Annotated in this window: 15 protein-coding genes; 5 read left to right on the top strand and 10 right to left on the bottom strand. The window is 46.0% G+C overall.

The features are described 5' to 3' along the window. Positions 1–31: 31 nt before the first annotated feature. Positions 32–1,504, bottom strand: a complete 1,473-nt coding sequence (locus OJ16_RS04850; protein WP_040987978.1) for a protein adenylyltransferase SelO — start codon at positions 1,502–1,504, stop codon at positions 32–34. Between the two features lie 433 nt (positions 1,505–1,937). Then, positions 1,938–2,381 (bottom strand): TM2 domain-containing protein, encoded by a 444-nt coding sequence (locus OJ16_RS04845; RefSeq protein ID WP_040987977.1) that lies wholly within the window; start codon positions 2,379–2,381, stop codon positions 1,938–1,940. Positions 2,382–2,736: 355 nt separating this feature from the next. Between OJ16_RS04845 and OJ16_RS04840 the strand changes: the two genes are divergently transcribed. Further along, positions 2,737–3,495: a hypothetical protein gene (locus OJ16_RS04840; RefSeq protein ID WP_040987975.1), complete on the top strand. Its 759-nt coding sequence runs from the start codon at positions 2,737–2,739 to the stop codon at positions 3,493–3,495. 112 nt (positions 3,496–3,607) lie between these two features. Here the strand turns inward: OJ16_RS04840 and yghU are convergent, their stop codons facing one another. Continuing rightward, positions 3,608–4,468, bottom strand: a complete 861-nt coding sequence (gene yghU / locus OJ16_RS04835) for a glutathione-dependent disulfide-bond oxidoreductase (RefSeq protein WP_040987973.1) — start codon at positions 4,466–4,468, stop codon at positions 3,608–3,610. Positions 4,469–4,639: 171 nt separating this feature from the next. Here yghU and yegD point away from each other — a divergent pair, with 171 nt between their 5' ends. Together yegD and OJ16_RS04825 are read left to right on the top strand one after the other, a co-directional pair. After that, entirely contained in the window at positions 4,640–5,992 is a 1,353-nt protein-coding gene (gene yegD / locus OJ16_RS04830) for a molecular chaperone (protein ID WP_040987971.1), read from the top strand. 175 nt (positions 5,993–6,167) lie between these two features. Continuing rightward, complete coding sequence (locus OJ16_RS04825) at positions 6,168–7,964, top strand: helix-turn-helix domain-containing protein (protein WP_236688693.1); 1,797 nt, start codon at positions 6,168–6,170, stop codon at positions 7,962–7,964. Here OJ16_RS04825 and OJ16_RS04820 read toward each other — a convergent pair. The 4 genes from OJ16_RS04820 to OJ16_RS04805 all read right to left on the bottom strand — a co-directional run bounded on the left by OJ16_RS04820 (position 7,912) and on the right by OJ16_RS04805 (position 11,899). After that, a complete protein-coding gene (locus OJ16_RS04820; RefSeq protein ID WP_040987969.1) occupies positions 7,912–8,964 on the bottom strand; it encodes a M42 family metallopeptidase in 1,053 nt (350 codons plus the stop codon). The genes OJ16_RS04825 and OJ16_RS04820 overlap by 53 nt on opposite strands. 25 nt (positions 8,965–8,989) lie before the next feature. After that, entirely contained in the window at positions 8,990–10,069 is a 1,080-nt protein-coding gene (locus OJ16_RS04815) for a M24 family metallopeptidase (protein ID WP_040988806.1), read from the bottom strand. A gap of 76 nt (positions 10,070–10,145) precedes the next feature. Then, on the bottom strand, positions 10,146–11,489 hold the full coding sequence (locus OJ16_RS04810; RefSeq protein WP_040987967.1) for a PTS sugar transporter subunit IIC: 1,344 nt from the start codon (positions 11,487–11,489) through the stop codon (positions 10,146–10,148). Between the two features lie 71 nt (positions 11,490–11,560). Then, complete coding sequence (locus OJ16_RS04805) at positions 11,561–11,899, bottom strand: PTS sugar transporter subunit IIB (RefSeq protein WP_040987965.1); 339 nt, start codon at positions 11,897–11,899, stop codon at positions 11,561–11,563. 177 nt (positions 11,900–12,076) lie between these two features. On the opposite strand from OJ16_RS04805, the gene OJ16_RS04800 reads away from it, so the two are divergent. Both OJ16_RS04800 and OJ16_RS04795 read left to right on the top strand, forming a co-directional pair. After that, the gene (locus tag OJ16_RS04800; RefSeq protein ID WP_040987963.1) at positions 12,077–12,433 is read left to right on the top strand and encodes a PTS lactose/cellobiose transporter subunit IIA; all 357 of its coding nucleotides are present in this window, start codon (positions 12,077–12,079) and stop codon (positions 12,431–12,433) included. A gap of 93 nt (positions 12,434–12,526) precedes the next feature. Beyond that, positions 12,527–13,711 (top strand): MalY/PatB family protein, encoded by a 1,185-nt coding sequence (locus tag OJ16_RS04795; protein WP_040987962.1) that lies wholly within the window; start codon positions 12,527–12,529, stop codon positions 13,709–13,711. 12 nt (positions 13,712–13,723) lie between these two features. On the opposite strand, the gene OJ16_RS04790 is transcribed toward OJ16_RS04795, so the two are convergent. The 3 genes from OJ16_RS04790 to OJ16_RS04780 all read right to left on the bottom strand — a co-directional run bounded on the left by OJ16_RS04790 (position 13,724) and on the right by OJ16_RS04780 (position 16,730). Then, on the bottom strand, positions 13,724–15,220 hold the full coding sequence (locus OJ16_RS04790) for a DUF2264 domain-containing protein (RefSeq protein ID WP_040987960.1): 1,497 nt from the start codon (positions 15,218–15,220) through the stop codon (positions 13,724–13,726). A gap of 137 nt (positions 15,221–15,357) precedes the next feature. Next, positions 15,358–15,999 (bottom strand): RpiB/LacA/LacB family sugar-phosphate isomerase, encoded by a 642-nt coding sequence (locus OJ16_RS04785; protein WP_040987959.1) that lies wholly within the window; start codon positions 15,997–15,999, stop codon positions 15,358–15,360. Between the two features lie 2 nt (positions 16,000–16,001). Further along, positions 16,002–16,730, bottom strand: a complete 729-nt coding sequence (locus OJ16_RS04780; RefSeq protein ID WP_040987957.1) for a carbohydrate-binding family 9-like protein — start codon at positions 16,728–16,730, stop codon at positions 16,002–16,004. Positions 16,731–16,782: the final 52 nt, after the last annotated feature.

Raw genomic sequence — 16,782 nt, 5'->3', positions numbered from 1 at the left:
AATACCTAACGTTCGCTTAACGTCTCCCCATTTAAGAAGAGCAGCTAATTTCCATCCCTTTGCCCCACGCGGGCGGCAATTGCGCTAACATTTCATCCTCTGGATGTTCATCAAATGGCGCCGCCAATACTCGTGCTAACTGCTCAATATCCGCATAATCGCCTTGCTCCGCCTTATCGATGGCATTCTGCAATAGGTAATTTCGTAGGACATACTTCGGATTCACCATTCGCATCTTACGACAACGTTCGTCGGCCGGCACCGCCATGCCTTCTTCATCCCGCTCAAGTGCGCAACGAGCTAGGTAGCGATTTAACCATGCCGTAGCCGCTGGCCGATCGATAAACAAATCGATAACCGCTTGTTCGCCGTCTTTATCAATATTGGCCAATCCTCGCATAAACCTCGGGTAATCCGGCTTTGCTTGCTCCAAGAGTTCAAACAACGTGACAAACAATTCACCATCTTCGGCTAATGTATTATGCAACCCCAACTTGGCGCGCATATGCTGGCTATAGTATTGCTGCAATAGTGGCTCAAATTGCCCTAATGCGGCTTCAATCTGTTTGTTTTCGATTAAAGGTGATAATGCATGGCCAAGTGCAGAAAGGTTCCAAAGTGCGATGCGTGGCTGCTGGTTAAAAGCGTAACGACCTTGATAATCCGAGTGGTTACAAATGTAATTGGGATCATAATCGTCTAAAAAAGCGAAGGGGCCGTAATCAAACGTTTGGCCCAAAATAGACATGTTATCGGTATTCATGACTCCGTGGCAAAAGCCTGCGGCTTGCCACTGGGCGATCATTAAAGCGGTGTTGTTCACCACTTGCTGGAACATGGCCGCATAAGGTTGTTCGGCAGAAGACAGTTCCGGCCAATACCATTCAATGACTTTATCGGCGAGTAACGATAACTCCGCCAGTTGGTCGCTATAAAAGAAATGCTCAAAATGCCCAAAACGAATATGGCTTTCTGCCACACGTAAAAGCAATGCGCCAAACTCTTGCTTCTCACGATACACCGGGGTGTCAGAGGCTAACATGCCGAGTGCTCGCGTCGTTGCAATACCAAGCCCAGCCATGGCTTCACTGCATAGATATTCGCGGATCGTTGAGCGTATAACAGCACGTCCATCACCCATACGTGAATAAGGCGTAAGCCCAGCACCTTTTAGGTGCAAGTCAAAAACAGTGCCGGTCGAATCGCTCAGTTCGCACAGTAATAAACCTCGCCCATCGCCAAGATCAGGATTGTACGACCCAAACTGGTGGCCAGCGTATTTCATCGCTAACGGCGAAAACAGAGGGTGTTCAGCCTCGCCCACCAGTTGATGCTTAAGATCGTCGGTAGGGGCAAAATGAGGCAAACCTAGCTGTGTCGCCAGGGAGGCATTCCACGCCATCCACCGTGTATTGACTAACGGTTGAGGCTTTACTGCGGTAAAAAATGCGCTGGGTAACTGCGAGAAGCGAGTTGAGATATCAAGGGGGTTTTGAGAGGCCATGTACAATCCATTTACACGTTTAGATTGTAAGCAAACTAACAGAACCGGTCGGTGGGTGCTAGGTTAAAACGTCAAGTGAATTGTATCGCTTTATCGTATTCCTAACGCTACCCACAAACGGTCAGTGATTAATACCAAAGGATTAAACCAATAAAAAGACACTCACTATGCCGATCAGCGAGAAAAGGCACGTGCGGCTAATCATGCCTAACGTTGAAGGATGGATCATTTCTTGTTGCTGCATAAACACCTCATCAAATATTACATCGTCATTACAATATGATGAAGTTTAAGAGATTTAACAATCAGAATCATGATGAACTTTTTATGACACCTCAGGTGAGAGACCAAAATGTGGACTGTTGATTAGGCACAAAAAAGCCAGCGGCAATGCACTGGCTTTGACTCGATTAAAGCACGACGTGAGCGTGATTTAGAACCAGCCTTTCTTCCCTTCAATGTAAATTCGGTCAAACTCTTCGTCCGATTTAACCAGGTAAAGAATAAACTCAATAAAGGCGATAACGCCGATCACAATCGATGGGATACCCAGCAAAATAAATCCGAATAGGAAACAAAGCAGCATGATCACGCCTTCTTTTGTATACCCTAGATAGAATTTATGAGCACCGAATGCGCCAAGGAAAAAAGCAAATAACGCCGCCACGATTTTTTTCGAGCCCGCACTCGCCGGAGCCGATTCAGGGTATACCGACTTCGCCTGTTCACCTTCAATCGTAAAATCCACTTTCACGCCAGCTTTAGGTAGCGTTTGTCCGCGCCAATCGTCACCGGCTAATGTGTAGCGCTGGCCATCCTCGGCCGAAACTAACCCCAAGCGATCATCGCTATTGAACTCTAATACTGTCCCTTTCATTTTGACTCCAATTACATTGTCATTATTCGTTTGCCGTTTTTCACTGGGCGATTAAAAACCCACGGCGCAATTTCCCTATCCAACTCAAAGTCATGGCGTTTGTTGCTCCCCATCACTTCGCTATCTGAGCTCCCTTCATTATGAAGTTTGACGATGAAATGTCACTAAATGTCAGTGGGTTTAGTTATCAAATTTCACAGCAAAAAATAACATTTTCATTACTTATTTTGATGCAAATCACGCCTATTTTGATTTCCGCCACAAGGCCTTTCAGCAAATATAATCCATTTACTTGCCGCACACTGACTGGCAGACGCTACACTCAAAGGACGCCAAATCGTTCAAGGATTAGAACATGCGACTCTCTGCCACTCTTATGCTTTGGTTGATCTCTTGCAGCAGTTACGCCGAATACAGCAATCTCGCTTGGACCATTATCGACAGCCAAGGTCAACGTGTTTACGACACCGACAACGTTCTAAAAGCCGGTATCGAGCAAGAGCGATTTACTCCCGTTCGTTTCGATAACCAATTCAAAGCCGCCGCAGCTGACTTATTCAAACAAGTCGATGGATTAGGCCAAATTGAACTCGATGCCTTTGCTTCACCGGCGCTCGTGGATGGGATTCAAACCCTTGTCAGTGAATTTGCCTGTGCCACTCATCGCCATTATGCGTTGAAACCTGAATCCAAGCGTTGCAATGGGGAAATACAAAACAAGCACGTCAAAGAAGCCATGCCTTTTCAGGATGGGCAATACGTGACCGATCGACTCGAGATCACGACCCACACGGTTCGCTCAGATTACCCAACGCGCAGTTACGATATTTATCTGCCCAGCGTACAGCAGGCACCACTGAGTATTTTATGGGGCGCGGTTCATAAGCTGGGGTCTTTTCTTGTCTATGAAAGGGATAAAAATGACACCGTGTTAACGGTGTATATTGATGGCTATCGGATTAATACTGAGGGCGAACGCGGTCAACGGATCTCTCGTCATCCAGAGGTGGTGTTTATTGTCTTGCCTCAAGCGTCAACCATTGGTGAGCAAGACAGCCAGAGTGAAGCGGCGCAGTTTGCCTTAGCGGATGCGGACTTTATCGTTCCTTTGTAATATGAGCCTTTATATTACGAGCCTGCATTCACCTTTTTCACTTTATTGATGCAATAAAAAACCCTCTTGCGAGGGTTTAAATCAAACGTATCACGGCCAGTGGCAACGCCGATTATTTCGGTCGTTTCGCCAAGACTTGATCAATATCAGCGGCACTGTGACGCTCAGGGACGTGTTCCCACTCTTCACCCGCTACGCGGTTAACGATGCGGCCACGTTGCACCGCTTCACGCGCTGCAACCTCATTCGCCCAGCGCAGTAAGTGAGGGTAACTTTCCACGTCAAGAAACTCGGCTGCGCCATATAATTTGCCCAGCACTAAATTGCCATACCAAGGCCAAGTGGCGATATCCGCAATCGAATAATCATCTCCAGCCAAGTAACGATTATCGGCCAAATGTTTATCCAGCAGATCCAATTGACGCTTCGCTTCCATCGTAAAACGATTAATCGGGTACTCGAGCTTTTCTGGGGCGTACGCATAAAAGTGGCCAAAGCCACCCCCTAAATAAGGCGCGCTGCCTTGCAGCCAAAATAACCAGTTCATCGCCTGCGTGCGTTTCGCGACATCAGTGGGCAATAATTGGCCGAACTTCTCCGCCAAATAAAACAAAATGTGCCCAGATTCAAACACATTAATCGCGGGGGTTGCCGTTGTATCCACCAGCGCGGGAATCTTCGAGTTGGGGTTTACCGCCACGAAACCTGAAGAGAACTGATCGCCATCGCCAATACGAATTAAGTGCGCGTCGTACTCGGCTTCTTTCACGCCCAGCGCCAATAGCTCTTCCAACATAATGGTGACTTTCTGCCCATTAGGGGTGCCCATTGAATAAAGTTGTAAGGCATGTTGACCAACGGGGAGCGCTTGCTCATTCCGAGCTCCGGCGGTTGGTCGATTAATACTGGCCCACGCACCTCCTGTTTCACTATTGTCTGTCCATACTGCGGCTGGGATGTACTCATTTGTCATGACATTGTCCTTATTCATTGATGCACCGTTACCTAACTAACTTGGCGCCACATGACTCAAAAAACAAGCAGCAAAAGCGAATAAATCATTTTAATTTATCGATTCGCTTGACCCGTCTATTAGTCTAAGGTTTAGTGTGCGCCCCCTTATTCCAGATACTCTGAGGTAAATATGTCTATTGGTTTCGATTTCGGTACCGCGAATTGCTGCGTCGCCCACACTGTGGATGGGAACATCACCCCAATTCCACTCGTCGGTGACAGCGCATTTATACCGTCAACGTTATGCGCGCCTAACGCAGAGTCTGTCTCAGAATATCTTTTTCGTTGCTTAGACATCAAACCAAGCGACGACACCAATGAAGCGGTCTTACGAAGAGCGGTAAAAATTAACCATGAAGAAGGCCTAGAAGTGCAAGCGGACGACGTAAAGTTTGGCCATCAAGCCCTCGCGTTGTATCTCGAAGATCCTAAAGATACCTATTTCGTCAAATCCCCCAAGTCTTTCCTCGGCGCCATGGGGTTGCGTGATATGCAGCTTTCGTTCTTTGAAGATTTAGTGTGCGCGATGATGAGCAACATTAAGCTCCGTGCCGAAGCATCGATTCAAGCAGAACTGACTCAAACGGTGATTGGTCGCCCCGTGAACTTTTTAGGACGCGGAGGTGAAAGTTCAAATATTCAAGCGATCAACATCCTGACTCGCGCAGCCAAACGCGCAGGCTTTAAAGACGTCGAATTTCAGTACGAACCCGTTGCGGCCGGGCTCGATTTTGAAGCAACACTGACCGAAGATAAAAATGTGTTGGTGGTTGATATTGGCGGTGGTACGACCGACTGCTCGATGATTCGTATGGGGCCAAGCTGGCGCAATAAGCTGGAACGTAATGATTCATTGCTTGCCCATACCGGCCAAATGGTTGGCGGCAATGATCTGGATATTTTTATAGCCTTCAAATGCTTTATGAAAGAATTTGGCCTTGGCAGTAAATTGCTCAACGGTTTGGATCTGCCACTGATTCAATATTGGAATGCGATGGCGATCAACGACGTTCAAGCGCAACGCAGTTTTTATGGCAGTGACAACACCAAGCCTTTGCATGAGTTTTTCAAAAGTGCCGCAGAGCCTCACAAACTCGGGCGCTTATTAAAACTGCATCAAGAAACCTTAGGTTATGGTGTCATCAACCAAGCAGAAAAAGCCAAAATCGCGTTATCTGATCATGATAATTACACTGCGACGATTGATCTCCTAGCCGAAAAATTTGAGATCATCACTGAGCGTTGTGATATTGAAGCGGCGATTGATAACCCAATGGTCAAGATCCGAAATCTGGTTGAAGAAGCAGTCACTCAAAGTGGTATTAAACCCGATATTATTTACATGACCGGTGGTTCAGCTCGCTCAACCGTGCTCACCGCCGCCGTGGCCTCAGTTCTACCAAACACTGAAATTGTGGCGGGTAACTATTTCGGTTCGGTCACTGCAGGCTTAACGCATTGGTCTGATTTGATTTACCGTTAACAGACATTATCTGCGTAAAGAAGGTCCAATACTTCTTTACGCTTTTTTGCTCACTGAACTGCCTAGCTTTTTTTACCTTGTGATCAGAATAACAACATTCCATTAAACATCAGCCAGTTACAAGCCTTCATTTAGTCGCACGCCTCTCATCTTTTCTCGTTTCATGTTGTTAAACTTGGCCAAATTTTTTGGTGAACTCTACTGTCTGATGAGCTTAAATAAACAGCATTTTGATATCGTAACTGCGCTCACCATGCAGCGCAGCAATATTAACGCCCTTGCCGCGGTGTTTAATATGACCTCGCGAAATCTTCGCTACGCGATAGAAAACATCAACTATTACTTAGAAAAGCTTGAGATGACGCCAATCGCACTCACTCAAGGCGAGTTGCATTATCCGCATGACGCTCAACGCTTTTTCAGTGATACGTTAGCGACTAATTTTGTCTTTTCTAAGCATGAGAGAGAAGAATATTTGGCGACAACGGCTCTATTTGCGCCAGAAACAGCTCTATCGGATATCCAAAGCTATTTACGAGTAAGCAGACCAACGCTCAATAAAGATCTCCGCAATACCAACCAAATGTTTAATGAGCTCGATTTAGAGTTGGAAGTGATTGATCAGCAACTCTTTGTCTCAGGAAAAGAGAAGCAAATTCGCTATCTACAGATGTGTTACGCTTCCAAGTATCTGTTTTGTAAAACGGATGGTATCCATTACTTACAAAAGCGCTATTTCTATGAGCGGGATATCGTGGCCATTATTCGCCAGTACCTTGAACGACATGCCCCTACCGCGGCCTTCTCTGCGGTTAACCGTCTCGAGAAAAGCGCGAATTGTTCACTGAGTCATGAATTTAAAAACTTGTTCACCATCTATTTGATGATCACGTTGATTCGTATTCAACAGGGCATTTTGATCAATCGGAAAAATAACGGTTCTTTTCTGCAATCAACCAAAGCCTTTTTCTATATTCAAGAAGCGTTAGATTGGCAGCAAGAATGCTACCGTTTTGAGGCTCAACATCTCGCTGAGTACTTTTTAAGTGGCAATAACACCGATGGTTTTTATGAAAAGCGCCTACAAGCTGAGAGTTTTATCTTTCAACTGCTGACCTCGGTCAGTCTGGATTGTGGTCACGATCTTCTGACCGATAGAGTCTTGCTCAATGATATGGTTTCTTACCTTATCACCGCGGTATACCGAGCCAAAAACAATCTCAATACTCACTATTGTGAGCAAAACCTCTACTCTCGCCAGTTGTTTGAAAAAGTAGAACTCGTTGCGAATCAGCATGCTCATCACTTAGTGGAGCCACTGCGTAAAGAAGAAATCGGCTATTTAAGCCACTTGATCCACAAAGCGATCGAAGCGCGAGGTCAACACGCCATCTCGTTGAAAAAATTGCTGACGATTGCCAAAAGTTGCAGCCACGATTTTAATAGCGACGAGTTTGTGAACAAAATTACCCGTCAGATGGGCGATAACATCACCGATGATCGTCCCCTGCCCGCCTTGGATGATTTACTGGTCACACTAAGAGACACCAGCAGCATGCCCAAAAGCCAGGAACTAACGCCAGCGCTAAATTGGTTAAGTGGTGAAATGGAACGTATGGGCTTAGTCACGAAAGAGTATGCGAGCGGCGTGCAGACGTTATTCTACGCCCATAGCCACGCCTACTTCGCACAGCACGGATTGTTAATCTGCCATGGCAAGAGTGCGGCGCATTCACACCGCATTGCCATCGCGCATCTTCCACTGGCAAAGCCAATCAAAGATGTGTTTCAACGAACCATTCGTCAAATCATGATGATCAGCCATATTGATAATGTTCAGCACCTACGAGCCGTCTATCAACTCCACCAGCGACTGACGGAACAAGACCCATTCGCGAACCTTACTGAGACGGATAATCCTAAGAGTAATAGGGGTACAAGCGCGCTTTCTGCGTTTCATCCAGTTGAGTGATCACATGCTGCAATAAGCACAAGCATTGAGTCACATCCTGCTGATTGACTTGCGTATAAGCGGAGTGACAATTTCGCACAGGCAGTGTCACTGCAAGCCCTGCAATACCGCTACCCACCAGTGTTGCTGGGCCATTATCGGTTCCGCCCCCTGCGAGAAAATCGCGTTGAATTGGAATGCCCTGCTCTTTTGCCACGTCACTGACGAAGTTTAAGAGCGGGTAATGGCCTAATGCGATTTTATCCGCAACCACGACACATGGCCCTTGGCCGTATACACGTTGTGAACCGGAACTTGGGCTGACATGTTTCGCTGTTGCCACATCCAATACCAATACGACATCCGGTCGTAATTGTTCGATAGCTGTTTTTCCGCCTTTCGTGCCGACTTCTTCTTGTACTGAGGCAACAAAGTAGAAATCACATGGCAAATTTTTGTCGGCCAATGTGCGCATTAATTCAAGACCAAGCCAGCAGCCAATACGATCATCGAGCGCTTTCGCCACCAAATTACCGCTGTTATTCAAGTCAAAATGACGGGTTGCAAAGACGGCGCTGTCGCCGATTTCAATCCCCATCTCGATCACCTCTTGTTGGCATGTTGCGCCCACATCGACCCACAAATCATCGATGGTCAATTCTGTAACGGGCTTATTACTCCACACTAACCCGGTGTATTTTTTCCCATGACGAGTTTTAATTTCTAACTCACTGTTCACTGCCACCGCAGGATCAATGCCACCCAATTTAAACACTTTGAGTAAACCGTCTGGGCGAATTTCACGAATCAAGAAACCCACTTCGTCCATATGCGCCACAACGGCCACTTTTGGGCCAGTAGCATGACGGTTGAGTCGCGCAATCACGCTTCCTAGCCCATCAAAACTGATCTCATCGGCCACAGACGAAAGTGCCTCACACACCACTTTTCTCACTTCCTCTTCTCTTCCTGAAGGGCCGTGAGCATTATTTAATTGAGCCAACAAACTGAAATCTGTCATTGTTATTAATCCTGAATTATTAGCATCACTTGAGCGCGTTGACGGATATCGAATCAATATCACGTAACTCTCTAGGGAGTGTGGTTAGGCTTTCACAGCCATCTTGTGTCATGACCAGCGTATCTTCGACTCTCGCGCCACCTAGCCCTTCAATATAAACGCCCGGCTCTATTGTTAAGACCATGCCCACCTCTAAAATGGCTTGGCTGCTTTCGTTTAATATTGGGTACTCGTGACCTTGTAATCCCACGCCGTGGCCTAAACCATGGCAAAAGGCCTTGCCATATCCTTGTTGCGTAAGGTTTTGCCGCACCGCTCGGTCCACGCTGCTTGCGGTGATTCCTGGGCGGAGCATCGCCACACCCATTTGCTGCGCCGTTTTCACCGCATCAAACAAATCTTGTAACGCTTGTGCGGGCTGACCGGTGCAAAACGTACGGGTAACATCAGAGTGATAGCCTTGATACACAACGCCGAAATCGATCGTGACGAGCTCGCAGGATCCGATGATACGGTTCGACGGACGCCCATGAGGTAACGCGCCGCGCTCGCCCGATACGACAATCAAAAAGTCAATACTATCCGCGCCGAGTAAACGAGCATGAAATTCAATATGAGCCGCAAGCTGATGCTCACTCATGCCTTGCTTAAAATCCGCTAATCCAGATTCAATCGCCGATTCGGTGATGGCACAGGCTTGGCGTATCAACTCAATTTCTTGGGGGGATTTACAGCGACGAAGAGGCGTGACGACCTCCGTTGTCGGGACAAGCTGCTGGGATAAACCCTGCTGTAACACCGAGACATCTTGGTAACTTAACGCATGGCTTTCAAAGCCAAGTCGCTCAATATCCAATTGATTTAATCGCTGTTGCAGCGTTGCAATCCACCCCGCCTCATCAGTATTCACTCGGTGACAATGCGGGCTTTGTTCCGCAACTTGATTCCAATACTTACCGGCGATGAATAACTCGCTGCCGCTTTGTGTTAAAAGCAAGTGGCCTCCACTGCCCGTAAATCCGCTCAGATAACGCTTATGGTAAGGATCACTCACCAACAATGCATCAAACTGGGCTTTGTAAGTTTCAAGACTCAATTCATGCATAATATTTGCCTCAAACGTATCCATTAGTTAGCAATACGGCTCCTAAACATTAGGAGCCGCGACACATTGAATTGCCTTAGAAATCGAGCCCTAGCTCATCGAGTAGTTCATCATCTTTCTTGCTGAACACTGATTTCTTCTCTTTTTCCGCTTGAACTTCGGCTTCACGGATCATTTCTTGTTTATCCATAATTCTAAAGAACGGATAGTAAACACAGAACGACGCCATAATCTGAACTAGCTGAACAAACGGTGTCTTCCAGTCAAAGGCCGTTAGGTAGCCTTCAAAGAACAATGGCAGATACGGTGGATCAAAGAACGGTTTCGCTAAGAAGCCATATTTCATTAGAACCAGCGGGAAGATGCCGATAAGCGAGCCGCCCAGTACAAACGGAATAAACAAAATCGGGTTCAAGATGATTGGAGCACCAAAGAGCACCGGTTCGTTGATACCAAATAAGCTTGGCACTAACGAAACTTGACCCACTTTCCGGTAACGTTGCGTTTTGGCAATCATCATCGCAATCACCAGACCCAACGTGACGCCGGAACCCGTAAAGTTAACAAAGGCTGAGAACGTACCGCCGGTCACAAAGTGTGGAAGCTCTTCTGCAAGTGTTTTTGCCGCAATATTTTCAGACAGGTATTGCACAAAAATAGGTGAAAGAATTGGGCTCAGTACCGCAGAGTGAATACCGAAGAACCAGAACAACAAGCGCAGCATGATAACGAACCACACAACCCATAAGTTATCCAAGCTACCAACAACCGGCGCTAATACTTCCATCAAGATTTCTGGTACCAGTAAACCACCCGTGAAATCGGCGACAAAGTAACGAATTGAGATAAACAACACAGCGATAAATGCGGTTGGTGTGATCAATTCAAACGAGCTAGAAACAAAATCCGGCACGCCTTCTGGCATTCTGATAACCAGTTTTCGCTCGGTAAAGAATCGATATATCTCAACACTGGCAATCGCAACGAATATCGCTGTAAATAGACCCTTCGAGTCAAAGAAACGAATATCCAGCGAGCCATCCGGGTTTACCGACGTCGTCAATATGAGATAAGAAAAGAGCGATAACGCAATCGCGCCGACCGTGTAGATTTTATAGCCTTCACTCAAGAAGTAAGCGATCGCAATAACGGTATAGATGGCAATAAAGCCAAGTGAAAACTTAATCAGAAGATCGATTAAGTACGTATTGTTAATAAACCATTCTTGTACAGCGGCTGAATCAGAAAATACGTTTTTCAGTGCTTTTAATGGATACGCCATCGAACCAAGCAATAATATTGGCGTTAATACCACCATGCCTTTTTTTACTGCACTTAGATGGACTTGCTTGTCTATTTTTTCCGCTATTGGCAGCAATATGCTACTGAGCAGTTTTTCAAAAGAAGCGAACAGGCTCATATAAATAACCTTTATTCATTATAATAATGGGTACAACAGAATCACGCAAAAAACCCAAAAGAGACGTAAAATTAGTCCGTTAGGCTCATCTGATGCTTTCTATGGGCGAGAAGCGCTTGTTTCAGAACAGTAGCACCATCCATTGCGCCATAAATTTCCGCAGACAAAAGAACCGACGGTTTATTGTTCTCTAATGCAGAAGCTTCAATTGCCTTATATTTGTGGCTTAATTGTGGGCCAACCAAAATAACTTCAAAATTACCGATTTTTTCTGATAGGCGGTCAACAGAAATAGCTTCTAATGTGAAGTCTTCCAAGTTTAATTTCTGGCTACCGTTGATCGTTTTTTTAATTTCTTCCATCATCATCGTGGTAGAGAAACCGCCAGCACAGACTAGTAATATCTTCATCGTTAATTCCTTTCTATTGGTAATAAAATTCGTATTAAATGACACCCCAATTAACAGACATCTGCCTACTTTCGTCAACGAAACTTGATTTCACAGATTTAGTGAAATCAAGTTTCGTCGCTTTTTATTCGGCTTCTGATAGGGTGCATACATCAAACGAAATCCAAGGAATCTCCCATGAGCAATACCCAAGAAATGAATGAAGACTTTGAAAAAATCATAATCTCCATCGTCAGCTATTCTGGCGAAGCAAAGGGCTATGCATATGAGGCTCTCGCGCTTTCAGAGGAAGGCAAATTTGATGAAGTTGAAGCGATGATGGAACAGTGCAACGTGAGCGTTCGTAAAGCTCATGCCGTACAAACTGATCTGATTCGCCAGGAAATTTGTGGTGAGAAAATCGTGGTCAGCATGATTATGGTTCACGCACAAGACCACCTAATGACGACCTTATCTGAACGCGAACTGATCCGAAAAATGATTGAGCAAAACCGTCGTTTACACCGTTTAGAACAAGCATTACTGAATAAATAATCCTCTTCCCCCAGAGGTTAATTGCTCCTGCAGTAATGCTGACGCGGTGACCCCCATCACCGCGTTTTTCTTTCTCTCTCTAGGAATTACGCGATGAGTTTTGATTTTTCTGCCCCGACCAACCGCCTCAATACTTATTCAACACAGTGGGATTATGTCGGCGACCGATTCGGTTATTCAGACCTGTTGCCTTTCACCATTTCAGACATGGATTTTGCCGCCGCGCCTTGTATTACCAAGGCTCTACAGCAACGATTGGACCATGGCATTTTTGGGTACAGCCGTTGGAATCATGCGGATTTCAAACAATCCATTTGTCACTGGTTTTCAAGCCAGTATCAAGCGACCATCGAAGAAGACAGTATCGTATACGGCCCTTCCGTGATGTATATCATCTCTCGACTGATTCAGCTTTGGTCTGAGCCTGGCGACAGTATTCTATTTTTTGCGCCCGCCTACGATGCCTTCCGACCGATCATTGAAACCGCAGGCCGAACATCACTGCCTTGCCCACTGAAAAAAAATGCAGAGAAGGTCAACGGCGGCTTTGAGATTGACTGGGATAACCTTATCGCTCAGGCAGAAAAGCCACAATGCCGTATTTTGATGCTGTGTAACCCGCACAACCCAACCGGTAAAGTCTGGACACGAGCAGAGTTAGAGAAAATCGCCGACATCGCTCATCGCAATAACTTGCACGTCATTAGCGATGATATCCATATGGATATCTGTTTTGACCCTTACACCCCATGGGTTGACGTGGCTAAAGATACACAATGGGCCTTAGTCAGTTCGGCGTCGAAATCCTTCAACATTCCCGCACTCGGTGGGGCTTATGCCGCCATAGGTTGCGAGAAGACAAAACTCGCTTATCTTGACACGTTAAAACTCACTGATGCGCTCTCATCACCCACTATTTTCGGGGTTATCGCCACCATCGCGGCGTATCGTGAAGGCGCACCGTGGCTCAAATCCCTCAAGCACTATTTGCATCAAAATTTGTCGTACGTTACTGAGCGGCTTAATCGCGAGTTTCCTGAACTCAATATTTGTCTACCACAGGGCACCTATTTAGCCTGGCTTGATCTCTCGCCGTTAAACGTCGATATGGATGCGCTTCAGCATGCGCTGATTCATGATCAAAAAATTGCCATCATGCGCGGGGACGCCTATGGCCCTCAAGGCCATAATCACTTGCGTTTTAACGTCGGGTGCCAAAGAAGTAAAGTAGAAGCCGGGCTTGAAGGGCTGATTAAGGCGCTTCACTCACTACGCTAAAGCACAATAACGCTAAACAAACGATGACAGCTTCGAGCTGTAACAAGTCACGCCTTTGCGCAGCAAGTTATTCTTAGGCCGTTCTGCCCGGCCTAAAATGCTTTCTTTAATTTGTTTAGGGATCGATTGTGATTCCAGCCCGCGCTTAGCTGCTGCTGGTTGTTGCGAGTGAGGCAAATACTCTTCTTTAAATATCACGGTCACCTCTTGGGTATCTTGCACTCCAATCACCAACATATTCGGCCCATCAAGAGAAAACATAAAACTGTCTTTTTCTATCTCTAAAGGCGCTTCTTTCGCCTGCCAAAGGCCCACTCTATCACCACAATAGAGCGCAATGTTGATGGCTCTTAAAGACCAAAAACTGCTCGCGGGGCCGCTGTAATTATCCGTTAGGCGCACATCATCATCGAACAAGCCCTGTGTCGGGCGGCCTTGTTTCAACGCGCCGTTCGTAATAAAAAACGCTAAATTGGTGCGGAACGCTCGCTTAAATTGCCCCAAGTAACACTCTGGTAAGTCGGGGCCATTTGCGTCCAGCGTGGCAAGTAAAGGGGCGGTGGCGGAAAGGCGATAACTCGCACTGCGACCAAACATTGGAAAGCCTTGCGAAGTAAAAAGATAGCGATAGGTTTCACTGAACTGCTGTAAGCTTTCGCGAATGAAACTTGGGTCAAAATCTGGTTGGATTTGATCTAGCCAATACAATGAATAGTGAAAACCCCAAGCATTGTAATAATCATAATTGCCATTCGCACCGTCTCGAAACCAACCATCACCGACGTAAAATGCCTTGATACGGGCATAACGCTTCTGATCGATCTGATCAACACCGGTCAATGATTTCAACACAAACTGTACCGTCAACGGAAACAAGTGCCAGTTATTATCGACCGTCTTCGCTTGGTTAACCTGCTCAAACCACGTCACGACTTGCTGCTTTTGTGGAGAGGAAAAGTAGTCCCAAACTTGCGTTTTACTTAGCCACAACGTCAAAGCCAGATCGGCACTTTCGCAAATGCGTTGATCGTAGTCTTCAATCCTCCCCCAATAGCCCTTATGCTGCGGATCGGTTCCAGCAAGAAATGCTTTTTGGATCCAATAGGCAACATCAAGCGTTTCATTATTTTTTGAATACAAACAACCTTGCTGGGTTGGGTTTGCGTGCAGCCAAGCCGCGAGCGTTGGCAGCACGCGGCTGCACCCTTCCATCGCATCCAGTCGGGCATTTTGTTGGCTAGGACGCCCTGGGTAGTACGCGTGTGTGTAATCCCATAGCGCATAATGCTTGAATGACGCTGCAACATAGTTCACCACTGATTCACATTGATGTTTGAGGTCATTGCTTTGCTCGAATAGCGCTTGAATGTCTGCATCGTGCTTAGTGAAAGGCGATTTTTTAGATTTTATCCGAATAAGGTTTTCCTTAAACAGCCGACAATACATTTTAAAATCAGGATGCTCGCATGGAATGCGTGGACGCTCTGATGCCTGAATAAATTTAGCCATTTCCCCTCCTAATTGAAGAAATGAAAATACGATATCAACTCACTTGGAAAACACCGCCAACTGCCCGTCAAAAAAAGCCAATAAAAAAAAGACCAATCATACGATTGGCCTTTCCTCACAACAGTTCAGCGATACAATTAGTTCAAAATTGAACGTACGTAATCCGAAATGTCGCTCACTTGGCTATTCTCAAATAAACATTGTTGGAATCGCTCGCCAGAACAAGCGGTGCGAACCAGGTCAACATCCAACGCTTTTAGACCGTCAAGATAGTCTTTTGCCAGTGCTTGTTTCACGTCATTTAAGATGGCCGCATTTTGCTGTTGAGGTACAGCACGTTCGATTGGGTAACCTTGGCCACCTTCACAACCTGACATCAACACTTTTTCAAAAATACCACGAACATTCAGTTCTGCCGCCCAACCAAAACCCTTTGCAAAGGCTAATGACAACGCGTTGCCATTATTGATTTGATTAAACAGAAATGCATCAGAAGGCTCTAGTGCATAGCCACACACAACATTGCCGTGTGCATTGCAAGACATCAAAGCACCTTGGCCTGTGCCACACCCAGTGAAAACGAAATCCACTGCTTTTGACGCCAACAGAATTGACGCTTGAATGCCTAAATGAATATAAGTCAGGTGATGGTCATCCGCATCACACATGCCCACGTTAAAGACTTCATCACCGCTTTGAGCAGTAACAAATTCAAGCTCTTTTAAGACAATTTCATTTTTAGCCGCTTGGCTATTTTCCATCGTTAATGCAATTTTCATGTTTATTTCTTCGTTAATTTGCAAGACCCAAAGGTATATGGGTTATGGAAATTCGGTTTTGCCGTATTCGGGTCAATCCATGTCATCCAGCCCATGTCCAAACTACCATCTGGCTTTTGTGTAAACTCCGCGCGCATTAACGCACACAATAACTCCGTTTTTTGGCTGTCTTGCCAAAGCTCTAACGAGGTCAATGTGCTCAATGGAATTTTACCTTCAACGATATAGCCTTTGTCCATTGTACTGGATTTAGCCACTAAACCAGGCCACTTCCATGAACTATCAAGCGAACCAATCTTTTTGTTCTCTGAGTCATATGCGGCCTTGGCGCTAAATACACGAGCTTTCGGATCAATTTCCATCGTGTAATATGTTGATAGTGCCTTGTCTTTTGCTAAGAAAATTTCAGCACGATCAGAATCTAAAATGGCGCGTTTTGGGTCCGTACCAATGGCAATATTGTCATCGCTGACACGGTAGCGAAAATAGACGGCTTCCGCATCCCAAAGTGCTTTAAATTCAGTCGCAGGGGCCACCGCTGGACGCCATGGAAAGGTAAACTGAGTCAATGTATCCGCTTCTAGCCACGCAGTATCTGTACCACTGCCGTCAATCATTGGCGCCTGTTCCGTAAAGCGAATTTGATATTCCTGAGTATTGACGTCCGCTACCGCTGTAGCTGAAATCGCACCACTTAAGAGTGCAACAGAGAGACCTAGTAACTTATTCATACAACGATCCTTTTTTATCAATGCCTGTAATACACAAGCAACGTTCGGAAAT

This window comes from Vibrio renipiscarius (assembly GCF_000827885.1).
In the GTDB taxonomy this organism is placed as follows: Bacteria; Pseudomonadota; Gammaproteobacteria; order Enterobacterales; family Vibrionaceae; genus Vibrio; species Vibrio renipiscarius.
The sequence above is the reverse complement of the archived record's forward strand: the minus strand, read 5'-3'. Positions and strand labels throughout refer to the sequence as shown.

Coding starts and splice junctions, on each gene's coding strand:
- OJ16_RS04850 (WP_040987978.1), bottom strand. CDS start 1,504: ATGGCCTCTCAAAACCCCCTTGATATCTCAACTCGCTTCTCGCAGTTA.
- OJ16_RS04845 (WP_040987977.1), bottom strand. CDS start 2,381: ATGAAAGGGACAGTATTAGAGTTCAATAGCGATGATCGCTTGGGGTTA.
- OJ16_RS04840 (WP_040987975.1), top strand. CDS start 2,737: ATGCGACTCTCTGCCACTCTTATGCTTTGGTTGATCTCTTGCAGCAGT.
- yghU (WP_040987973.1), bottom strand. CDS start 4,468: ATGACAAATGAGTACATCCCAGCCGCAGTATGGACAGACAATAGTGAA.
- yegD (WP_040987971.1), top strand. CDS start 4,640: ATGTCTATTGGTTTCGATTTCGGTACCGCGAATTGCTGCGTCGCCCAC.
- OJ16_RS04820 (WP_040987969.1), bottom strand. CDS start 8,964: ATGACAGATTTCAGTTTGTTGGCTCAATTAAATAATGCTCACGGCCCT.
- OJ16_RS04815 (WP_040988806.1), bottom strand. CDS start 10,069: ATGCATGAATTGAGTCTTGAAACTTACAAAGCCCAGTTTGATGCATTG.
- OJ16_RS04810 (WP_040987967.1), bottom strand. CDS start 11,489: ATGAGCCTGTTCGCTTCTTTTGAAAAACTGCTCAGTAGCATATTGCTG.
- OJ16_RS04805 (WP_040987965.1), bottom strand. CDS start 11,899: ATGAAGATATTACTAGTCTGTGCTGGCGGTTTCTCTACCACGATGATG.
- OJ16_RS04800 (WP_040987963.1), top strand. CDS start 12,077: ATGAGCAATACCCAAGAAATGAATGAAGACTTTGAAAAAATCATAATC.
- OJ16_RS04795 (WP_040987962.1), top strand. CDS start 12,527: ATGAGTTTTGATTTTTCTGCCCCGACCAACCGCCTCAATACTTATTCA.
- OJ16_RS04790 (WP_040987960.1), bottom strand. CDS start 15,220: ATGGCTAAATTTATTCAGGCATCAGAGCGTCCACGCATTCCATGCGAG.
- OJ16_RS04785 (WP_040987959.1), bottom strand. CDS start 15,999: ATGAAAATTGCATTAACGATGGAAAATAGCCAAGCGGCTAAAAATGAA.
- OJ16_RS04780 (WP_040987957.1), bottom strand. CDS start 16,730: ATGAATAAGTTACTAGGTCTCTCTGTTGCACTCTTAAGTGGTGCGATT.